The organism is Streptomyces sp. NBC_00344 (assembly GCF_036088315.1).
GTDB lineage: Bacteria > Actinomycetota > Actinomycetes > Streptomycetales > Streptomycetaceae > Streptomyces.
Genome location: NZ_CP107996.1, coordinates 5,995,858 through 6,015,146 on the forward strand (window position 1 = coordinate 5,995,858; position 19,289 = coordinate 6,015,146).

Annotated in this window: 17 protein-coding genes and 1 riboswitch; of the genes, 13 read left to right on the forward strand and 4 right to left on the reverse strand. The window is 70.4% G+C overall.

The genetic code is table 11. The features are described from left to right. Positions 1 to 184: 184 nt before the first annotated feature. Positions 185 to 1,570, reverse strand: coding sequence for a uracil-xanthine permease family protein (locus OHS16_RS27180; RefSeq protein WP_328539875.1), 1,386 nt, complete (start codon positions 1,568 to 1,570; stop codon positions 185 to 187). A 264-nt stretch (positions 1,571 to 1,834) separates the two neighbouring features. On the opposite strand from OHS16_RS27180, the gene OHS16_RS27185 reads away from it, so the two are divergent. Further along, positions 1,835 to 3,124 (forward strand): alginate lyase family protein, encoded by a 1,290-nt coding sequence (locus OHS16_RS27185; RefSeq protein WP_328539876.1) that lies wholly within the window; start codon positions 1,835 to 1,837, stop codon positions 3,122 to 3,124. Between the two features lie 109 nt (positions 3,125 to 3,233). Here OHS16_RS27185 and OHS16_RS27190 read toward each other — a convergent pair whose 3' ends face one another. Further along, the gene (locus OHS16_RS27190; protein ID WP_328539877.1) at positions 3,234 to 4,448 is read right to left on the reverse strand and encodes an MFS transporter; all 1,215 of its coding nucleotides are present in this window, start codon (positions 4,446 to 4,448) and stop codon (positions 3,234 to 3,236) included. 123 nt (positions 4,449 to 4,571) lie between these two features. Between OHS16_RS27190 and OHS16_RS27195 the strand changes: the two genes are divergently transcribed. The 11 genes from OHS16_RS27195 (at position 4,572) to OHS16_RS27245 (ending at position 14,640) form a co-directional block, all read left to right on the forward strand. Next, positions 4,572 to 5,744 (forward strand): ROK family transcriptional regulator, encoded by a 1,173-nt coding sequence (locus OHS16_RS27195; RefSeq protein WP_328539878.1) that lies wholly within the window; start codon positions 4,572 to 4,574, stop codon positions 5,742 to 5,744. A gap of 115 nt (positions 5,745 to 5,859) precedes the next feature. Beyond that, a riboswitch (FMN riboswitch) is annotated at positions 5,860 to 5,990 on the forward strand. A gap of 177 nt (positions 5,991 to 6,167) precedes the next feature. Beyond that, positions 6,168 to 7,214: a bifunctional diaminohydroxyphosphoribosylaminopyrimidine deaminase/5-amino-6-(5-phosphoribosylamino)uracil reductase RibD gene (gene ribD / locus OHS16_RS27200; RefSeq protein ID WP_328541005.1), complete on the forward strand. Its 1,047-nt coding sequence runs from the start codon at positions 6,168 to 6,170 to the stop codon at positions 7,212 to 7,214. Positions 7,215 to 7,219: 5 nt separating this feature from the next. Then, positions 7,220 to 7,870 carry a riboflavin synthase gene (locus OHS16_RS27205; RefSeq protein ID WP_328539879.1) on the forward strand — a complete coding sequence of 217 codons (651 nt, stop codon included), beginning with the start codon at positions 7,220 to 7,222 and terminating at the stop codon, positions 7,868 to 7,870. Further along, positions 7,867 to 8,520 (forward strand): nicotinamide mononucleotide transporter family protein, encoded by a 654-nt coding sequence (locus OHS16_RS27210; RefSeq protein ID WP_328539880.1) that lies wholly within the window; start codon positions 7,867 to 7,869, stop codon positions 8,518 to 8,520. The genes OHS16_RS27205 and OHS16_RS27210 overlap by 4 nt, the downstream gene beginning before the upstream one ends. Continuing rightward, positions 8,517 to 9,800 (forward strand): bifunctional 3,4-dihydroxy-2-butanone-4-phosphate synthase/GTP cyclohydrolase II, encoded by a 1,284-nt coding sequence (locus OHS16_RS27215; RefSeq protein WP_328539881.1) that lies wholly within the window; start codon positions 8,517 to 8,519, stop codon positions 9,798 to 9,800. The genes OHS16_RS27210 and OHS16_RS27215 overlap by 4 nt, the downstream gene beginning before the upstream one ends. Before the next feature lie 25 nt (positions 9,801 to 9,825). Continuing rightward, positions 9,826 to 10,311 (forward strand): 6,7-dimethyl-8-ribityllumazine synthase, encoded by a 486-nt coding sequence (gene ribH / locus OHS16_RS27220; protein ID WP_328539882.1) that lies wholly within the window; start codon positions 9,826 to 9,828, stop codon positions 10,309 to 10,311. 34 nt (positions 10,312 to 10,345) lie between these two features. Further along, positions 10,346 to 10,618, forward strand: coding sequence for a phosphoribosyl-ATP diphosphatase (locus OHS16_RS27225; RefSeq protein ID WP_328539883.1), 273 nt, complete (start codon positions 10,346 to 10,348; stop codon positions 10,616 to 10,618). A 59-nt stretch (positions 10,619 to 10,677) separates the two neighbouring features. Continuing rightward, on the forward strand, positions 10,678 to 11,526 hold the full coding sequence (gene hisG, locus OHS16_RS27230) for an ATP phosphoribosyltransferase (RefSeq protein ID WP_328539884.1): 849 nt from the start codon (positions 10,678 to 10,680) through the stop codon (positions 11,524 to 11,526). 48 nt (positions 11,527 to 11,574) lie between these two features. Continuing rightward, positions 11,575 to 12,027: a PH domain-containing protein gene (locus OHS16_RS27235; protein WP_328539885.1), complete on the forward strand. Its 453-nt coding sequence runs from the start codon at positions 11,575 to 11,577 to the stop codon at positions 12,025 to 12,027. A gap of 184 nt (positions 12,028 to 12,211) precedes the next feature. Next, positions 12,212 to 13,555 (forward strand): hemolysin family protein, encoded by a 1,344-nt coding sequence (locus OHS16_RS27240; protein WP_328539886.1) that lies wholly within the window; start codon positions 12,212 to 12,214, stop codon positions 13,553 to 13,555. Further along, on the forward strand, positions 13,552 to 14,640 hold the full coding sequence (locus tag OHS16_RS27245; protein ID WP_328539887.1) for a hemolysin family protein: 1,089 nt from the start codon (positions 13,552 to 13,554) through the stop codon (positions 14,638 to 14,640). The genes OHS16_RS27240 and OHS16_RS27245 overlap by 4 nt, the downstream gene beginning before the upstream one ends. Before the next feature lie 79 nt (positions 14,641 to 14,719). On the opposite strand, the gene OHS16_RS27250 is transcribed toward OHS16_RS27245, so the two are convergent. Further along, a complete protein-coding gene (locus OHS16_RS27250) occupies positions 14,720 to 16,603 on the reverse strand; it encodes an AAA family ATPase (RefSeq protein WP_328541006.1) in 1,884 nt (627 codons plus the stop codon). A 428-nt stretch (positions 16,604 to 17,031) separates the two neighbouring features. Beyond that, positions 17,032 to 17,613, reverse strand: a complete 582-nt coding sequence (locus OHS16_RS27255) for a uridine kinase family protein (protein WP_328539888.1) — start codon at positions 17,611 to 17,613, stop codon at positions 17,032 to 17,034. Between the two features lie 172 nt (positions 17,614 to 17,785). Here OHS16_RS27255 and OHS16_RS27260 point away from each other — a divergent pair, with 172 nt between their 5' ends. Then, positions 17,786 to 19,180, forward strand: coding sequence for a peptidase C39 family protein (locus OHS16_RS27260; protein ID WP_328539889.1), 1,395 nt, complete (start codon positions 17,786 to 17,788; stop codon positions 19,178 to 19,180). Positions 19,181 to 19,289: the final 109 nt, after the last annotated feature.

Genomic DNA, 19,289 nt, shown 5'->3' on the forward strand with positions numbered 1-19,289 from the left:
CCTGACATGAGGTGGCGTGCAGAGCTCCCTGGGCGGCTTACCTCATGACTTATTTCAAGAGTCGATTTAATGGCCGGCGGCTGGGAGCGTCAACACTTCCGACGAAGGTCTATACCAGAAAGTTGGCGGCGCTCCCCGGCGTGCCCGCTCCTGCCCGGCGCAGCCGTCCCCGGAACGGCGGTGCTCAGTGCGGGTCGGGCGGCGTGCTGTCGTACGAGGAGGTTCCGGCGTCGAGCAGCGGCGAGTCCTGCGTCATGTGCGCAGGAGCGAACAGCCGCAGCGCGTGATAGCCGATCAGCACGGTCAGGGTGCCCAGGGCGATGCCGCTCAGCCGGAAGTTGTCGGTGAAACTCAGACTGACATCGCCGATGCCGATGATGAGGCCGGCGGCGACGGGCACCAGGTGCAGCGGATTGGAGAGATCCACGCGGGCGCGGATCCAGATCTGGGCGCCGAGCAGACCGATCATGCCGTAGAGGACGACCGTGATCCCGCCGAGCACACCGCCCGGGATGGCGGCGACGACCGCCCCGAACTTCGGGCAGAGTCCGAAGAGGATGGCGAAGCCCGCTGCGCACCAGTAGGCGGCGGTGGAGTAGATGCGGGTCGCGGCCATCACGCCGATGTTCTCCGCATAGGTGGTGGTCGCAGGACCGCCGACGGCCGTCGAGAGGACGGTGGCCGCGCCATCGGCCATGATCGCCCCGCCGAGCCGGTCGTCGAGTGGATCACCGGTCATCTCGCCGACCGCCTTGACGTGGCCGGCGTTCTCGGCGATCAGCGCCACCACCACGGGCAGGGCGACCAGGATCGCCGAGAGGGAGAAGCTCGGCGCGTGGAAGTCGGGCAGTCCGATCCAGTCGGCGCGGCCCACGCCGGACAGGTCGAGCCGCCAGTGGTCGGTGGCGGCCCCGGAGCCGGTGGTTGAGTGGATCCGTCCGAAGATCCGGTCGAAGACCCAGGAGACCCCGTAGCCGAAGGCCAGTCCGAGGAAGATCGCGATACGTGACCAGAACCCGCGCAGCGCGACGAGCGCGAAGCCGGTGAAGAGCATGGTGAGCAGAGCGGTCCACTGGTCCTGCGGCCAGTAGGTACCCGCGGTCACCGGGGCGAGATTGAAACCGATGAGCATCACGACAGCGCCGGTGACCACCGGTGGCAGTACGGCGTGGATGATGCGCGCGCCGAGTGCGCGGACGGCCGCCCCGCACAGGAACAGCACCACGCCGACGATCAGCAGTGCGCCGGTGAGGGTGGCGATCCCGCCGCCCTGGGTCTTGATGACCGCCGCGACACCGACGAAGGACAGGCTGCTGCCGAGGTAGCTGGGGATGCGGCCGCGGGTGGCGAGCAGGAAGAATATGGTGGCCACACCGGAGGCCATGACGGCCAGGTTGGGATCCAGGCCCATCAGGATCGGCGCCACGAAGCAGGCACCGATCATCGAGACCACATGCTGCGCACCGAGGCCCGCGGTGCGCCCCCAGGTGAGCCGCTCACCGGGTTTGACGACTTCGCCGGGTGCGAGGCTCTTGCCGTCGCCGTGCAGCTTCCAGCCGAAGCCCGCCATGGTCCTGCTCCTCGGTGCTCTGTGGTGCGGGTGCCCGGCCCGGGAGCGGGACCCTCGTCGGCGCTCGGGGATCCGGCGCGCGCCGGAGGTCATGCTAATCCGGAACCACGGACTCCCTTTGCAGCGGCCGGCTCTCCTGTCCTCAGCGCCCGCGGGTCTCATCCATGAATCGCGTACGGAGCATTGTCGTGCGGGGTCGGCGGCCCTACGCTCACCAACGGTCTTGTTTATGAACTGCGTTCATATATCTGATAGGAGCGTTCCATGAACGGAAGACCCCGATGGCGTCCGGCCGCGCTGATCGCCGCCGCGGTCACCGTGGCCGCCGTACTCGTTCCGGCCGAGTCCTCCGCCGCGACCGCCCAGCACACCTCCGCTTGGAAGGTGCCCAGGACCGCGGTGATCGACGGTGAACGGCTTCAGCAGGCACGCATGCGCATCGACCGCGGCGACCCCGCGCTCCGCAGGTCGCTGAGATCGCTGACCGCGGCCGCGGACACCTGGCTCGGCCAGGGCCCGTGGACCGTCACCGACAAGCCGCAGCCGGCTCCGGGGGGCGACCCGCACGACTATCTGAGCCAGGCCCCCTACTGGTGGCCGTCCCAGCCGAAGTCCGCGGACAACCCCTGGGGCTGTCCGTACGTCCAGCGTGACGGCGAGCGCAACCCCGAGGTCGACACCGGCACCGACCGGCCCGACATCGGAAAGGTCTTCAACTCGGTCACCACGCTCAGCCTGGCCTGGTACTACACGGGCAGGATGGAGTACGCGGAGCACGCAGCCACCATCGTGCGGACCTGGTTCGTCGATCCGGCGACCCGGATGAACCCGAATCTCGACCACGGGCAGTTCATTCCCTGCAAGTACGACGGCAGGGCGATCGGCATCATCGACTTCTCGCAGCAGTACACCAGCGTCCTCGACGCCATCGCCGTGCTGGACACGGGGGCGCCGGGCTGGACGAGAAGCGACCGCGCCGGCATGACCGCCTGGAACAAGGACTTCCTGGGCTGGCTGGTGGGCTCCGACTTCGGCAGGCAGGAGTCGGCCGCCGGGAACAACCACGGCACCTTCATGGACATGCAGGTGGCCGGGCTCGCGCTCGCCACCGGGGACCGGGCCCTGGCGCGCAGGGTGGTCCTCGACGCCCGTTCGAAGCGGATCGACGCCCAGATCGCCGGGGACGGCACCCAGCCGCAGGAACTGGCCCGCACCCGTAGCTGGCACTACTCGACGTTCGACCTGGTGGCCTACACCCGGCTCGCCGCCATCGGCAGGCGGGTCGGGGTGAACCTGTGGGCCTATCAGGGGCCGCAGGGGCAGAGCCTGTTCAAGGCGGTCGACTGTCTGCTGCCCGCCGCCACCGGGGAGTCCGACTGGCCGTATCCGGAGCTGGAGTTCTACCGGTACGCGGCGAGCGACATCGTGCACGCGGCCGCGGACGCGGGAGACGTCAGGGCCCGGGCCGCGGTGCCGGACCTCCAGGCGCCGCCCGGCGGTGACCTGTGGGCGTTGCGGCCCGCGGCGGAGCAACTGGACTCGATAGCGGGCTGAACCGGGGACCCGCCCCCTCCGGCGGCGCGCACGGCAGCCGTGTCCGGTCCCGTCCGGACGCGGCTGCCGCGCGTGCACCATCCGATGACGCCCGCGATGCGCCGGCGGTTCAGGGGTGCGGGCCCGGGGCCTCTGCGTCGAGGGGGGTTGATTTCTGCGCCGCGGACCTGCCGGGGCGCAGGACGCCGGCGCCCAGTACTAGGCCGAAGGTCAGTACCGTCACCAAGGTGAACGACCACACGAGCGAGGTCGCGTTGGCGATGCCGCCGATAGCCGAAGGCGCCACGAGCCCGGAGGTGTAGGTGATGGTCGCGACACCGGCGATGGCCTGGCTGGGCCGGGGCCCGCTGCGTCCGGCAGCCGCGAAGGCCAGCGGTACGACGACGGCGACACCGAGCCCGATCAGCGCGAAACCGGCCATGGCGGCAGGAGGGTTGGGCGCCAGGACGACCAGTACCCCGCCGAGCGTGGCCAGGATCCCGCCCGCACGCACGGTCCGCACGGCTCCGAAGCGGTCCACCACGCGGTCGCCCGCGAGTCTGGCCAGCGCCATGGTGAGAGCGAAGGCGGTGGTGGAACCCGCGGCCGCGCCCGGTGAGGTGTTCAGGGTGTCCCGCAGGAAGACCGCCGACCAGTCCAGGCTGCCGCCCTCCGCGAAGACGGCGCAGAAGCCGACGGCGCCGATGATCAATGCCGACTTCGGCGGCAGCGTGAACCGGGGCGGCGCCGCCTCGTCGGGTGCGCTCTGAACATCGAGCACACTCCGGCAGGCGACGAGCCCCAGCACGGTGAGGGCGGCCGCGGCTATGCAGTGATGGAGCCTGGCGTCGCTGCCCAGATGGGCGGCGAGCGTGCCTGCCGCCGATCCGATCAGTGCGCCGGCGCTCCACATTCCGTGCAGCCCCGACATGATCGACCTGCCGAGACGGGTCTCGGTCTCGACGCCCAGCGCGTTCATCGCCACGTCCGACATGCCCGCCGTCGCGCCGTAGACGAAAAGGGCTGCGCAGAGGGTGATCAGATTCGACGAAAAGCCGGGCAGGGCCAGGGAGAACGTCCACAGGGCGAGCAGTCCGCTCAGAGCCCTGCGTGCGCCGAAGCGATGGGAGATGGCACCGGAAAGGGGCATCAGCAGGGTGGAGCCGATGGCAGGGAACGCCAGGGCGAGACCGAGCTGCCCCGCGCTGACTCCGGTGTGGTCCTGGATCCAGGGGATACGGGTGGCGAAACTGCCGGTGACCGCGCCGTGCACGCAGAACACCGCGGCCAGCGCGTACCGCCCCCGCTTCAGAGTCTGTTGGCCGAAGTCCGTTCCACCGGTCATGCACCCTCCCCGGGTGTTGTTCTGCGGGCCGCGTTCGCATGGTGTGTCCGTGTGCCGGGCCGCGGTGCGCCAGTAAACTATCAGGTAACCTGCCTGATAAATAGATCTGGAAGGATCCCCGGCATGCCCGCTTCCTCGAGCACCGCCCGGGCCATCAACGACCGGCTCGCCCTCGACCTCCTGCAGGACGAAGGCCCGTTGACGGCAGGCCAGCTGAAGACACTCACCGGACTGTCCCGCCCGAGCGTCGCCGACCTCGTGGACCGATTGCAGGGCGCCGGGCTGATCGAGGTCGTCGGCGAGTCCGGCGCTGACCGCCGCGGCCCGAACGCACGGCTCTACGGGATCGTCGCGGACCGGGCTCACCTCGCGGCCCTCGACGTACGGACCGGCGGCGTCGCCGTGGTCGTCGCCGACCTGCTGGGACTCACCCTCGCCGAGGCCACGCTGCCCATCAGTCAGGACACCGGCACCGAGCCCGCCGTCGAGCAGGCGGTGGCGCTCCTGGAGCGGACGGTGGCCCAGGCGGGCGCCGCCCGGCTGCACAGTGTCGGCATCGGCGCCCCCGGCCTGATCGACCCGGCCACCGGAGAGCTGCGCGCCACCACCGGGCTGCCCGCCTGGCACCGCCGGCTCGTCGTCGCCCTGCAGGAAAGGCTGCCCGCCACCGTCCTCGTCGAGAACGAGACCAATCTGGCTGCCGTCGCCGAACAGCGGACTGGCGCCGCCCGCGGCCTCGACACCTTCGTGCTGCTGTGGCTCGGCCACGGGGTGGGCGCCGCCGTGGTGCTCGGGGGAAAGCTGCGCCGCGGGGCCTCGGGCGGCGCCGGAGAACTCGGCTTCCTCCCGGTGCCGGGCTCCGGGGGTCTTCCTTCGGCCACCGGGTGCGACGACGGATTCCACGCGCTGGTGGGCAGCGCCGGGATCTGCGCGCTCGCCGCCGAGCACGGCATCGAGGCGGTCCCGGAGCCGCAGGAGCCCGCCGCCGCCGCCGTCGTGCGGAGCGCGCCGTCGGCCGGGGACAGCGGTGCGGCGTTCCTGGACGCGCTCGCCCGGCGCATCGCCGTCGGTGTCGCGGCGGTCGCGGCCGTGCTCGACCCCGGCTGCGTGGTGATCGGCGGTGAGGTCGGACTCGCGGGCGGACCGGGGCTCGCCGTCCTGGTCGGTGAACACGTGGCCCGGCTCTCCCCGCTGCGTACAGAAGTACGGGCCGGGGCGCTGGGCGGTGGCGCGGTACTGCACGGCGCGCTGCTCACGGCGCGCGAAGCCGCGCAGGACGAGCTGTTCAGCGGCTGAGGCGCCCGGGCCGCACCGCGCGAGCGGCGGTTTCCGGACCCGTCTGTGAGCCACCCCACAGCGGTCCCCCGCATGGCCGACAGCCGGACGTGGCAGACTGACCATGTAACAGCAGCAGCGCACTCCGGGGTCGGTGTAATTCCGAACCGGCGGTTACAGTCCGCGACCCGTCCGCATCCAGCGGGCGGTTGACCAGGTGAAATTCCTGGACCGACGGTGAAAGTCCGGATGGGAGGCAGTGCGCGGCGGGCCGTTCGGTATGCCGTTGCCGGTGACACGTCCATGGACGTGTCCCTCGTGCTCCGGCGTGCTGACGCGTTCCCGCTTTCTGTCGTCATCGACAGGCCCCGGAGTCCGTGCCCGAAGAGGCAGGAGGACCCGGTGGCCACCGCAGCCGCTGTATCGGCGCACGCAGCCGACGCCATGCGCCGAGCGATCTCGCTCGCAGCCCGCGGACTCGGCTCCACCAGCCCCAATCCGGTCGTCGGATGCGTCATCGCCGACGCCGCGGGCAGGACTGTCGGTGAAGGCTTCCACCAGCGCGCAGGCGGGCCGCACGCCGAGGTGAACGCACTCACCGCAGCCGGCCGACTGGCCCGCGGCGCGACCGCGTACGTCACGCTCGAACCCTGCAATCACACCGGTCGCACGGGTCCCTGCGCCCAGGCGCTCATCGATGCGGGGATCGCCCGCGTGGTCTACGCCGTGGGCGACCCGAACCCTCAGGCCACCGGCGGCGCCGACACCCTGCGTGCGGCCGGGATCGAGGTGACGGCCGGCGTCCTCACCGATGAGGCCGAAGCGGGCAACGCCGCCTGGCTCACCTCCGTGCGCCTCGGCCGGCCCCATGTCACCTGGAAGTACGCGGCATCCCTCGACGGCCGGATCGCAGCGGCCGACCGCACGAGCCGCTGGATCACTTCGCCAGAGTCCCGCGCCGACGTCCACCGGCTGCGCGCCGAGTCGGACGCGGTCGTGGTCGGCTCGGGCACGGCCCGCACCGACGACCCGCACCTCGCGGTACGCGGCATCGAGGGCGCCATTCAGCCTCTGCGGGTCGTCGTCGACACCAATGCGACGGCGGTCAGGGCCGGTGCGCGCATCCTCGACGACGCAGCGCCGACGCTGATCGCCGTCGCCGACGACGCGCAGACAGGTCTTCCCGGCGTCGTGCGGCTCCCGCGCACCGCCGGCGGTCTCGACATCCCGGCCCTGCTCGCGGCGCTCCACGAGCGCGGCGTCCGCTCGGTACTCCTCGAAGGCGGTCCTGCCCTGGCCGGGGCTTTCGTGGCCGCGGGCGCCGTCGACCGGGTCGTCGGCTATCTCGCCCCCGTACTCATCGGCGCGGGCCCCGCCGCGCTCGCCGATGCCGGAATCACCACCATCACCGAAGCGTTGCGCCTCGACGTCACCGAGACCGTCCGCATCGGCCCCGATCTGCGGATCACCGCCACCCCTAAGGAGCGCTGAGCGCCGTGTTCACCGGAATCGTCGAAGAACTGGGTGAGGTCACCGCCGTCGAGAATCTCGGCGACGCCTCCCGCTTCCGTCTGCGCGGACCCGTCGTCACCGACGGCGCCACGCACGGCGACTCGATCGCCGTCAACGGAGTCTGTCTCACGGTGGTCGACTTCGGCAGCGGCGAATTCACCGCCGATGTCATGGCCGAGACGCTCACCCGTTCCAGCCTCGGCGCGCTCGATGTCGGTTCCCGGGTGAACCTCGAGCGGCCCATGGCGCTCGGCGGCCGCCTCGGCGGACACCTGGTCCAGGGGCACGTGGACGGCACCGGCACCATCGTGGAACGCAAGCTCTCCGAGAACTGGGAGATCGTGAAGATCTCGCTGCCCGCCGACCTCACCCGCTATGTCGTCGAAAAGGGTTCCATCACCGTCGACGGCGTGAGCCTGACCGTGGTCGAAGCGGGCCGCGACTACTTCACCATCAGCCTCATCCCGACCACGCTCGCGCTGACCACACTCGGCCTCAAGCAGCCCGGTGACCCGGTCAACCTGGAAGTGGATGTGCTCGCCAAGTACGTCGAAAGGCTGCTCGGCGCGGGCGCCGTCCCCGGCATCCCCGCCGGCGCCCCGTCCGTCACCGACACAGAGGAGCGGGTGAAGTGAGCGCACTGTCCTGGCTCAACACCGAGGCGTTCACCGCCTTCGGCCAGCACATCATCTGGTCGGACATGCTCGGCAACACCATCGGGCTGGCGGCGCTGGCGCTCGGCTGGCGGCGGTCCATCTGGACCTGGCCCGCCCAGTTCCTGTCCGGGGTGATCCTCGTGGCCGCCAACCTCTCCGTGCAGCAGGCGGGAGGCGTCGGCAAGCAGATCGTCGTCATCGCGGTGGCCGTCTGGGGCTGGCAGCGATGGAGCTCCGGCCGGCAGCAGGCCCAGGACGGCACCCTGGCCGTCCGGTTCGCCCGCTGGCGCGAGCGGGGGTACCTGGTGGCCGGCGCCGCCCTCGGGACACTCGCGGTCGGCGGCCTGTTCACGGCCTTCCCCTCGCTCTCCTGGAGCCCGTGGGCGGACGCCTACATCTTCGTCGGCACCGTGGTCGCGATGGTCGCTCAGGCGCGCGGCCTGGTCGAGTTCTGGTTCGCCTGGCTGCTCGTCGACCTGGTGGGCGTTCCACTCAACTTCCACAGCGGCCTCGCTTTCTCCGGCCTCATCTATGTCGTCTACGGCGCGCTCGTCCTGTGGGGCATGCGCGACTGGTGGCTCCGCTCCCGTACGACCACCGAGCCCGCCCTCGAAGGAGCAGCAGCATGACTGCGCAGCCCGTCTGGTACTCGACCGACAACTCCGAGGACCTGTCCCTCGATCCCGTCGAACAGGCCATCCGCGACATCGCCGCAGGCCGCCCCGTGGTGGTCGTCGACGACGAGGACCGTGAGAACGAGGGCGACCTCGTCATGGCCGCGGAGAAGGCCACCCCCGAGATCGTGGCGTTCATGATGAGCGAGTGCCGCGGGCTGATCTGTGCGCCCATGGAGGGCGACGAGCTGGAGCGGCTCGACCTGCCGCAGATGGTCACGCACAACACCGAGTCGATGCAGACGGCCTTCACCGTTTCCGTCGATGCGAGCACCCGGCACGGCGTCACGACCGGCATCTCCGCGGCCGACCGCGCCACCACTCTCCGGCTCCTCGCGAACGGCCGGGCCGAGCCCGGCGACTTCGTACGCCCCGGGCATGTCTTCCCGCTGCGTGCCAAGCCGGGCGGTGTGCTGGTGCGCAACGGGCACACCGAGGCGGCCGTCGACCTCGCCCGTCTCGCGGGTCTGCGCCCGGCCGGCGCGATCGTCGAGATCGCGGGCGAGGACGGAGTGATGCTGCGGCTGCCCGAGCTGATCCCGTTCGCCCGCAAGCACGGCCTCACGATCATCTCCATCGAGGATCTGATCGCCTACCGCCGCAGCTCCGAGCCCACCGTCCGGCGTGAGGCGACCGTCCACCTGCCCACCGCCTTCGGCGACTTCACGGCGTACGGCTACCGCTCCGCGGTCGACGGCATCGAGCACGTGGCCCTGGTGCACGGCGAGATCGGGGACGGGGACGACGTCCTGGTGCGGATCCACTCCGAATGCCTCACCGGCGACATCTTCCAGTCGCAGCGCTGCGACTGCGGCCCCCAGCTGGACGCGTCGATGAAACGGATCACCGACGCGGGACGCGGTGTCGTCGTCTACCTCCGCGGGCACGAGGGACGCGGCATCGGGCTGCTCTCCAAGCTGCGCGCCTACGAACTGCAGGAGCGCGGCCGGGACACCCTCGACGCCAACCTCGAACTCGGGCTGCCCGCCGATGCCCGTGACTACGCGGCGGGCGCGCAGATCCTCGAGGACCTCGGAGTGCGCAGCCTGCGGCTGATGACCAACAACCCCGAGAAGACATCCGCACTCGTCCGGCACGGCCTCACGGTCACCGGCCGGGAGCCGATGCCCGTCCAGGCGGGCGAACACAATCTCCGGTACCTGCGGACCAAGCGGGACCGGATGGGACATGACCTGCCCTGGCTGGACAACACGTCGGCCTGCGGCAACCAGTAAGAAGCAAGAAGGCTGAGGGAGAGACATGAGCGGCAAGGGCGCACCCGAACTCACCGTGAAGAACTGCGGCGACCTGCGCGTGGCCGTCATCGCGGCCCAGTGGCACGAGAAGGTCATGGACGGCCTCGTCGACGGCGCATTGCGTGCCCTCGGAGAGCTGGGCATCGACGAACCGACGCTGCTGCGGGTCCCCGGCAGCTTCGAGCTCCCGGTGGTCGCCAAGGTCCTGGCAGGACGCGGTTACGACGCCATCGTGGCGCTCGGCGTCGTCATCAGGGGCGGCACACCGCATTTCGACTACGTCTGCCAGGGCGTGGCCAACGGCCTCACCCAGGTCTCGGTCGAAACCGGAGTACCGGTCGGCTTCGGCGTGCTGACCTGCGACACCGAGGAGCAGGCGCTGGACAGGGCGGGACTGGAGGGCTCCCACGAGGACAAGGGGCACGAAGCTGTCACCGCCGCCGTCGCCACCGCGACCACACTGCGCACGGTCAGCGAACCCTGGCGCTGAGTGGGGACGCGGACCCCGTACTCTTAGCAGCATCATGGCGAACAAAACCTTCGAAGAGCTCTTCTCCGAGCTCCAGCTCAAGGCCGCCGACGGCGACCCCTCCACCTCCCGTACCGCCGAACTGGTGGGCAAGGGTGTGCATGCCATCGGCAAGAAGGTCGTCGAGGAGGCCGCCGAGGTCTGGATGGCCGCCGAGTACGAGGGCAAGGAAGCCGCCGCCGAGGAGATCTCGCAACTGCTGTACCACGTCCAGGTGATGATGGTCGCCCGCGGGATCTCGCTCGACGACGTATACGCCCATCTCTGAGCCCGGCCCTCATCTCCGTACGCACCGCACACACCCCGCTACATAAGGAAGCTGACCTCATGCTGCGCATCGCCGTTCCCAACAAGGGTTCACTCTCCGGGCCTGCGATGGCGATGCTCCATGAGGCCGGCTACCAGCAGCGCAAGGAGTCCAAGGAGCTCGTTCTCGTCGATCCCGGGAACGAGGTGGAGTTCTTCTACCTGCGCCCGCGCGACATCGCGATCTACGTCAGCTCGGGAAAGCTCGACATCGGCATCACGGGCCGCGACCTGCTGCTCGACTCCGGCGCCAGTGCCGAGGAGATCCTCCAGCTCGGCTTCGCACGCTCCACCTTCCGCTACGCCACCAAGCCCGGTACGGCCACGGGCCCCGCGGACTTCGGCGGGAAGACCATCGCCACCTCCTACGAGGGCATCGTCGGCAAGGACCTCGCCGACCGCGGTGTCGACGCCTCGGTGGTGCACCTCGACGGTGCGGTCGAGACCGCCATCGAGCTCGGTGTCGCGCAGATCATCGCCGACGTCGTGGAAACCGGTACGTCACTGCGCAACGCGGGCCTCGAAGTCATCGGCGAGCCGATCCTGAAGTCCGAGGCAGTGGTCATCCGCCGGGTCGGCGCCGAGGCGGATGAACCGAAGGTGCAGCAGTTCCTCCGGCGTCTGCAGGGCGTTCTGGTGGCCCGCAGCTACGTGATGATGGACTACGACTGCCGGGTCGAGCACCTCGAGGAGGCCGTGGCCCTCACGCCGGGTCTCGAGTCGCCGACCATCTCCCCGCTGCACCACGAGGGCTGGGTGGCGGTTCGTTCCATGGTCGCAGCCAAGGAGGCCCAGCGGATCATGGACGGTCTGTACGACCTGGGAGCCCGGGCCATCCTCACCACCGCCATCCACGCCTGCCGTCTCTGACCGGCCGCTCGACACGGACCGCGACCAGCCCCGAAGGACCCACGGAGTATGACCGCCCCCGAACAGCCCACCCTCCCCGTCACCTTCAGGCCGACCCCCACCCGGATCGTGCTGCTGACCGTGGGGACGATCATGCTGGTCGTCCTCTGCTGGATCTCCCTGACCCTCAGCACTCTGACCACGGGGGACCGGGTCACCTTCATCCTCACCGCGCTGATCTTCTTCGGAGTACTCGCGCTGCTCAGCCGCCCCAAGGTGGTCGCTGACGAGGACGGCGTCACGGTGGTCAACCTCACATCGCGGCGCACGCTGGACTGGGCCGAGATCCTGCGGGTCAATCTGCGGCCGGGCGACGCCTGGGTCTTTCTCGACCTCAGCGACGGCACCAGCCTGCCCGCACTCGGCATTCAGCCGGGCATCGGCAGGGCCAGGGCGATCAGGGACGCCGGCGCGCTGCGCGCTCTCGCGGAATCGCACGGCACGGGCGCACCCAAGAGCTGAGCCCCTGCCGAACACCCCCGCGGTTGTTTACTCTGGTGGCGGCGGCGCCCGGTGCGCCCCCGCCCCGCATCCCTGTGGTCCGAGTGGCCCGCGGGGCCATCCTGCGACATGAGGAGTGACTCCTTCCAGCAATGGACGGATCGTCCGGTAGTACCTGCGCCGCCCCCCGGCCGGAGGCGGCGGCATGACCATCCCCCTGCTGCTCCTCGGAGCAGCTTTCCTTCTGATTCTCGCCAACGGATTCTTCGTCGCGGCCGAGTTCGGCCTCGTCACGGTCGAACGGGCTGACGCCGAGCGCGCCGCCGCCGACGGCGACCGGCGGGCCGGCACCGTCGTCCGTGCGCTGCGGGAACTCTCCTTCCAGCTGTCCGGCACCCAGCTCGGCATCACCATCACCTCACTGGTGGTCGGCATGCTCGCCGAGCCGGCGCTCGCCCGGCTGCTCACCGGGCCGCTGACGGCGACCGGACTGCCCGAAGGGGCCGTCTCCGGGATCAGCGTCGTCGTCGGGATGCTGCTGGCTTCCGCCGTGCAGATGGTGATCGGCGAACTCGTCCCGAAGAACTGGGCGGTCTCCAAGCCGCTCCAGGTCGCCCGGTTCGTCGCCGGGCCCCAGCAGCTGTTCTCGGCCGCGTTCCGGCCGGTGATCGCCCTGCTGAACACCGTCGCCAACCGCCTGGTGCGGGCCCTGGGGGTGGAGCCGACCGACGAACTCGCCTCCGCCCGTACCCCCGGCGAGCTGGTATCGCTGGCGCGCCACTCGGCGCAGGCGGGCACGCTTGAGCAGGACACCGCCGACCTCTTCGTACGGACCCTCTCGCTGGCCGGGCTGACCGCACAGCACGTGATGACACCCCGGGTGAAGGTCAGCGCCCTGCAGTCGTCGGCGACCGCGGCGGATGTGCTCAATCTGACCCGGGCGACCGGTCTCTCGCGCTTCCCGGTCTACCGGGAGCGCATCGATGAGGTCGTCGGGATGGTCCACCTGAAGGACGCCCTCGCCGTGTCCCCGCACGACAGGCAGCGGACGTCGGTGTCCCGGGTCGCCGTGGCGCCCCTGCTGGTGCCCGAGACACTGCCCGTGCAGCAGCTGCTGGAGCGGCTGCGCACCGAGCAGCCGATAGCCGTGGTGGTCGACGAGTACGGAGGCACCGCCGGGGTCGTCACTCTCGAGGACATCGTCGAGGAGCTCGTCGGTGAGGTCAGGGACGAGCACGACGGGGCGGACGCCGGCCGTCCCGAGCTTTCCGCCCTGCCCGCCGAGGACGGCAGGCCCGCCTGGGAGGCCGACGGCAGCTGCCGGGTCCTCACCCTGCGACGGATAGGTCTCGAAGTGCCCGAAGGGCCCTATGAGACCGTCGCCGGGCTCATCGCCGATCTGCTGGGCCGTATCCCGGCCCCCGGTGACCGGGCCGAGCTGCCCGGCTGGCGGCTCTCGGTGCGCCAGGTCGACCGCTACCGGGCCGAACGGGTGCGTCTGGTGCGTACCTCCGATGTACCCGCCGGGATCACGGAGGGCGTGCGATGAGCATCCTCCAGCTTCTCTTCGCCCTGCTTCTGGTACTCGCCAACGGATTCTTCGTGGGCGCCGAATTCGCGCTGGTCTCGGTGCGCCGCAGCCAGATCGAGCCGCTTGCCGCCGAAGGCTCCGCCCGTGCCCGTAAGGTGCTCCACGGTCTGGAGAACCTGCCGCGGATGATGGCGGCGGCGCAGTTCGGTATCACCGTCTGTTCGCTGACGCTCGGCGCTGTCGCGGAGCCGACCGTCGCCCACCTTCTGGAGCCGCTGTTCGAGGCGGCACGGCTGCCCGACGGGCTGGTCCATCCGCTGGGCTATGTCATCGCACTCGCCGGTGTCGTGTCGCTCCACCTGATCATCGGCGAACTGGTCCCCAAGAACCTCGCGATGGCGGCCCCCGGGAAGACCGCGCTTCTGCTCGCCCCCGGGCTCGTCGGGTTCGCCCGGCTGTGCCGTCCGGTGACGGTGGCCCTGGGCGCCTGCGCCCGGCTGGTGCTGAAGCTCTTCGGCGTCGAGCCAAGGGACGAGGTCGAGGCGGTCTTCACGAGCGAGCAGCTCAACCGGCTCGTCGAGGACTCGGGCCAGGCAGGACTGCTGGACTCCGAGGCGCAGGAGCGCCTCGAGGACGCGCTCGAACTCGGCAGCCGCCCGATCGCGGACGTCACCATCGCCCGTGCCGAACTGATCACGGTCGCCCCCTCGGTCACGCCCCAGCAGATCGAGGAGCTGACCGTGCGCACCGGATACTCCCGCTTCCCCGTCTGCGCGGACGGTGGCGCCTTCATGGGTTATCTGCACGTCAAGGACGTGCTCGACCTGGAGGAACGCCACCGTGCGGTACCGCAGCAGGTCTGGCGGCCGATGACCACCCTGCGCACGGAGCTTCCGCTGGACGATGCCCTGACCGTGATGCGCAGGGCCGCGACCCATCTGGCGCAGGTCGCGGACGCCTCGGGGAAGGTGCTGGGACTCGTGGCGCTCGAGGACGTGCTGGAGATGCTGGTGGGGGAGGTCAGGGACCCGGCACACCGTGACACGGCGGGGCGGGTGTCGGAGCCGCGGATGGAACGGAGCGAGCAGGCGCTGGCGGGGTGAGCCGGCCGGCTGCGCGGCGCTGCCCGTCCTCCCCCTCCGGAACTCCGGAAGGGGGAGGGCGAGCGCCGCGCAGCGCCGCTCAGGGCGCCGGCGGTTCCTGGGTGCCGCGTCCCACCGGCCCGCGTCCCGACAGCACCTCCCCGTACGCCTGCATCAGATCCGGCAGCCGCAGCGTGGACAGATCGTCCCTGTCAGGTGTTCCGGCATACCCGGACAGCCGCAGATCCCGGTAGGCGCAGCTCTTCTCGTACAACGTGCGCAGAAAACGGCCGTTGCCCAGTTCGTCGATCCAGCCCTGGTCCACCACATGCCCGGCGATCGAGCGCAGCTCGTCCAGCGACTCCTCGTCCCAGACGTCGCCGTTCTCCGTGGCCAGCACCTCGCCGATGGCGGTGAGCTCCAGCGGCCGGTAGCTGGGGAAGTCGACGCGGGTGGTGAAGCGTGAGGACAGACCGGGGTTGGTGGTGAGCAGACGGTCCATGCCCTCCGGGTAGCCGGCCAGGATGACGACCAGGTGATCCCGGTTGTCCTCGGCCCGCTTCAGCAGCACCTGAAGAGCCTCGTCCCCGTAGGCGTCGCCCTTGCTGTAGCCCGAGTTGGAGAGGCTGTACGCCTCGTCGACGAACAGCACCCCGCCCAGCGCCGAGTCGATCAGCTCATTGGCCTTGACGGCCGTCTGCCCCAGGAACTCCCCCACCAGGTCGGCCCGTTGGGCCTCGATCAGGTGGTCGCCCCCGAGCAGCCCCAGCGCGTAGAAGACCCGGCCCAGAATCCGGGCGACAGTCGTCTTGCCGGTGCCTGACGGGCCCGAGAAGACGAAATGGCGCTTCGGGGGCTGTACGGGCAGGCCCTGCCCGGCCCGCAGCCTCGCCATGTTGAGCTGCGCGGACAGTGCCTTGACCTGACGCTTCACCGGTTCCAGACCGACCATCCGCTCCAGCTCGGCCAGCGCCTCGGCGAGCAGCTCCGGGTCGGTGGGGCCGGTGGGCAGTTCCGGACCCGCCGGGGTCACGGAAAAGATCTCCCTGTTGCGCACGGCGTCGGCCGGGGCGGGGCCGCCGAGCGGATCGGCGCCGGTACGAAGCTCCCGGCTCTCCGCCGGATCACTCTCGAGCAGCGCCCCTTCGGACTGGCCGTCCACGGCGTCCTGGCCGGACCCGGCGAGCGCGACGGCGGCGTAGTCGGCCGTCTCGTCGAATCCGTCGCCCTCGGATATCGCGGCCAGCCGTGCCGATGTGTCCATGAAGGCCGGATCCACCCGGTGCACCGCCCGGTACAGGGGCAGGGCGGCCGCCGTTCGGCCGGTGCCCTCGTGGGCACGGGCGAGCCAGTAGCGCAATTCCTTGCGCTGCGGCTGTTCGCTGCGGCAGCGCATCAGCGCCGCCGACAGCAGAGGCTCGGCCTGCCCGTACATCTCCAGGCGCACCCGGGCCATACCGCCGAACAGTCCCGCTTCGATGCCCAGCAGGGGGTCCTCGACCAACGACGCGGTATGGCGGACGAGCCGCTCCCAGTCCTTGGCGAGATAGGCCCGGCAGGCGTGCAGGAAGCGCACCTGGGGGTCGGTGTCGACCGGGGGCAGCCCGGCGAGTGCCCGGTCGAGTTCGGGCACATGACGCCCGTCCAGCCAGTGCGATGCGTGCGCGAGCAGCAGATCGCGTGGGCTCTCCAGCACCGGCTGCACCCACCAGCCCAGCCAGTACCAGGAGTTGAGTGGCCGGTTCAGCCGTGAGCGCTGTTCGCCGAAGCGTTCCCTGTGGCGGAACATCCGCAGCAGCGCGGTGGTGGTGTCCACCCGCAGCGCGTGCAGTCCGAGCCAGCCGTCCGCCATCCCGGGATCGAGCCGCACCGCGGCTCTGAACTCCTCCTCGGCCTGCGGGTATGCGCCCATCGTGTAGGCGTCGACTCCGCGCAGCCAGGCGAGGTCGGCCGGGGCGTGCGTGCCCTGCATGCCGAAATCCATCACGTCCCCCACAGACCGTGCCCCCGTACCGTGCCGCCGGACAGGAGTCCTGCGGCCTGTGAACCGCTGTGCAGCGGACGGGAATTGCCGGTGCCGCCCGAGGGGCATCGTACCTGCGCAGGGGGCGAGCACCGAAGGGCGCAGGGGGCGCGCACCGGGGCGCTTCGCACGCGATCGGCGGTGACCGAGGGTGAGCGATCAGGGATACCGGGCGTCCGTTTGAGGGTGAAGTGGGCAGAACGAAGCCCCCGATCACGGGGGAACAACCGGGGGCTTCGTGTCCGCGGCGGCTTCGAAAAGCCGCACATTGAGAACGTAAGACCTGTACGGGCCCTGGGTCAAGCACAGTTGAAGCACTTGATGGGAGGTTTTCCGCCGGAGCTCCGGCATCCGCAGAGCTGGTCACCGTCCGTCACGGAACGGGTCGCTCATGCTGTCACTGAGGGGTTCCGGCACCACTCGTATCCCGTGCGGAACTCGCGCACCAGAAGATGCGCGAATGGCCTGGAAGGGTCCTCGGCGAAGTGCTGTGCTTCCGCCGCGGTCCAGCCGTCCCAGAAACCCGACAGCGCGGGTCCGTCCCTGCGGCGGCCCCGCCGCCAGGAACCCTCGGCGTCCCGGTCCATCCACAGCAGCTGCGCGAGGTGAGGGCGCATCGCCTGCCGCCCGGCGCCCACCCCTTCGACAATGACGACGTCAGCAGGGCGCACGCTCCTTTCAGGGCCGAAGCGGCGCAGTGTCCAGTCGTACGGTCCGTACCGCGCGGCCTCACCGCGGACGAACGGGCCGATCACCTGGGACCGCATACGGTCCATCCAGGCGAAGAGCTCCTGATGGGTGGCCAGATCGTCCAGATGCAGTACAGGCGCGCCGTCCAGTGCCGCGGCGAGCCTGGCCGAGAAAGTGCTCTTCCCCGACCCCGCATGGCCGTCGACCGCGATGAGGCGAACCGGGCCGCAGGAGGCGGGGAGTTCACGGACCGCAGCCGCGAGGCGATCAAGGTCATTCATGGGGCCAGCCTAGGAGCAGAGGGTCGCATCGCAGGTCACGCCAGTGGTCCACACCAATATTGGTCCCAAGACGCGAGGGGAATCACTGGCAGAAGTGCGCCGGTAGCCGCGATAGTTGCTCCACTGCCGTGCAGCTGCCGCCCCATCCGTACTCGACTGGGGGTCCACCATCGTGACCAGTTCAACTCCGCGCCGAACCGTGCTCGCCGCCGCGCTCGCGGCCGCGGCGGGTGCCGCGGCGGCATCCGCCGCTCCCGCGTCCGCGGCCGTCCGGACCACGTCAGCCGCCCCGGGGGCTCCGGCCGCCCCGGCCGTCGCCAAGGGAAGGCCCGCGCCTCCGCTCGTGGACAACAGTTCCTGGACCACATACTCCGACTGGCGTTCCGGCGCCGCGGCAGGCGTCCGAGCCGTCGCGGGCCGGCGGCCGGCGCTGGTGATCGGCTCACCGGCCGGCCGTATGGACTACACCGACCCGCACAGCAAGAAGACCGCGTCCTGGGATTACGCCACCTGGACCTCGCCCGTCCACCGCTCCCGGGTACCGGCCACCGAGGTCATCGCCTCCTGGAACGCGCACACTCCGGCAGGCACCTGGCTCCAGACCGAACTGCGCGGAACCTACAGCGACGGCACCGAGACGCCCTGGTACGTCATGGGGCGATGGGCATCCGGCGACGAGGACATCAAGCGCACGTCCGTCGACGACCAGAGCGACGGCAAGAGCTCCATCTGGACCGACACCTTCTCCGTCGACGCTCCTGCGAGCGGGCTGCGCCTGGTCTCCTACCGGCTGCGGCTGACCCTCTACCGCAAGCCGGACACCGGGCTCAGCCCCACCGTCTGGCGGCTCGGCGCGATGGCGTCCGACATCCCGGACCGGTTCACCGTCCCCGCATCGACGCCGTGTCACGCCCGCGAACTGGACGTCCCGCGCTTCTCCCAGGACGTCCACGACGGGCAGTACCCGGAGTACGACGGCGGTGGTGAGGCCTGGTGCAGTCCCACCTCGTCCTCGATGATCATCAAGTACTGGGGGAGCGGTCCGACTGCCGAGGACCTCGCGTGGGTGAACCCCGGCTACGCCGATCCCGAGGTCTGCAACGCGGCGCGCTACACATACGACTACCAGTACGAGGGCTGCGGGAACTGGCCGTTCAACGCCGCCTATGCGGCGAGCTACCAGGACCTGAGCTCGGTGGTCACCCGGCTGTCGTCACTCAATGACCTGGAGACCCTGATCCGGGCGGGCATCCCGGCCATAACGTCGCAGTCGTTCCTCAAGGAGGAGCTCACCGGCGCGGGATACGGCACATCCGGGCATCTGATGACGGTGATCGGCTTCACGGCGGACGGCGATGTGATCGCCAACGATCCGGCATCGCACGACGACGACGCGGTGCGGCACGTCTACAAGCGGTCCGAGTGGGAGAACATCTGGCTCCGCACCAAGCGCCACAACGCCTCCGGCGCCGTGGTGTCCGGCACGGGCGGGGTCTGCTACCTGTACTGGCCGGTCCGCCCCACGCGCGCCCAGCGGTGGGCTCTGGAGTCCGTCGGCATCCGCTGATCCGGCAGGCTGCTCCCCGCGGCGACGAAGCTCGCTGTCGCGTGGAGAGCCGTGCCCGCCGGGCGGTCCGGGCCGCATGACTGCCCCGACCGTCCGCCGCGTCCGCACC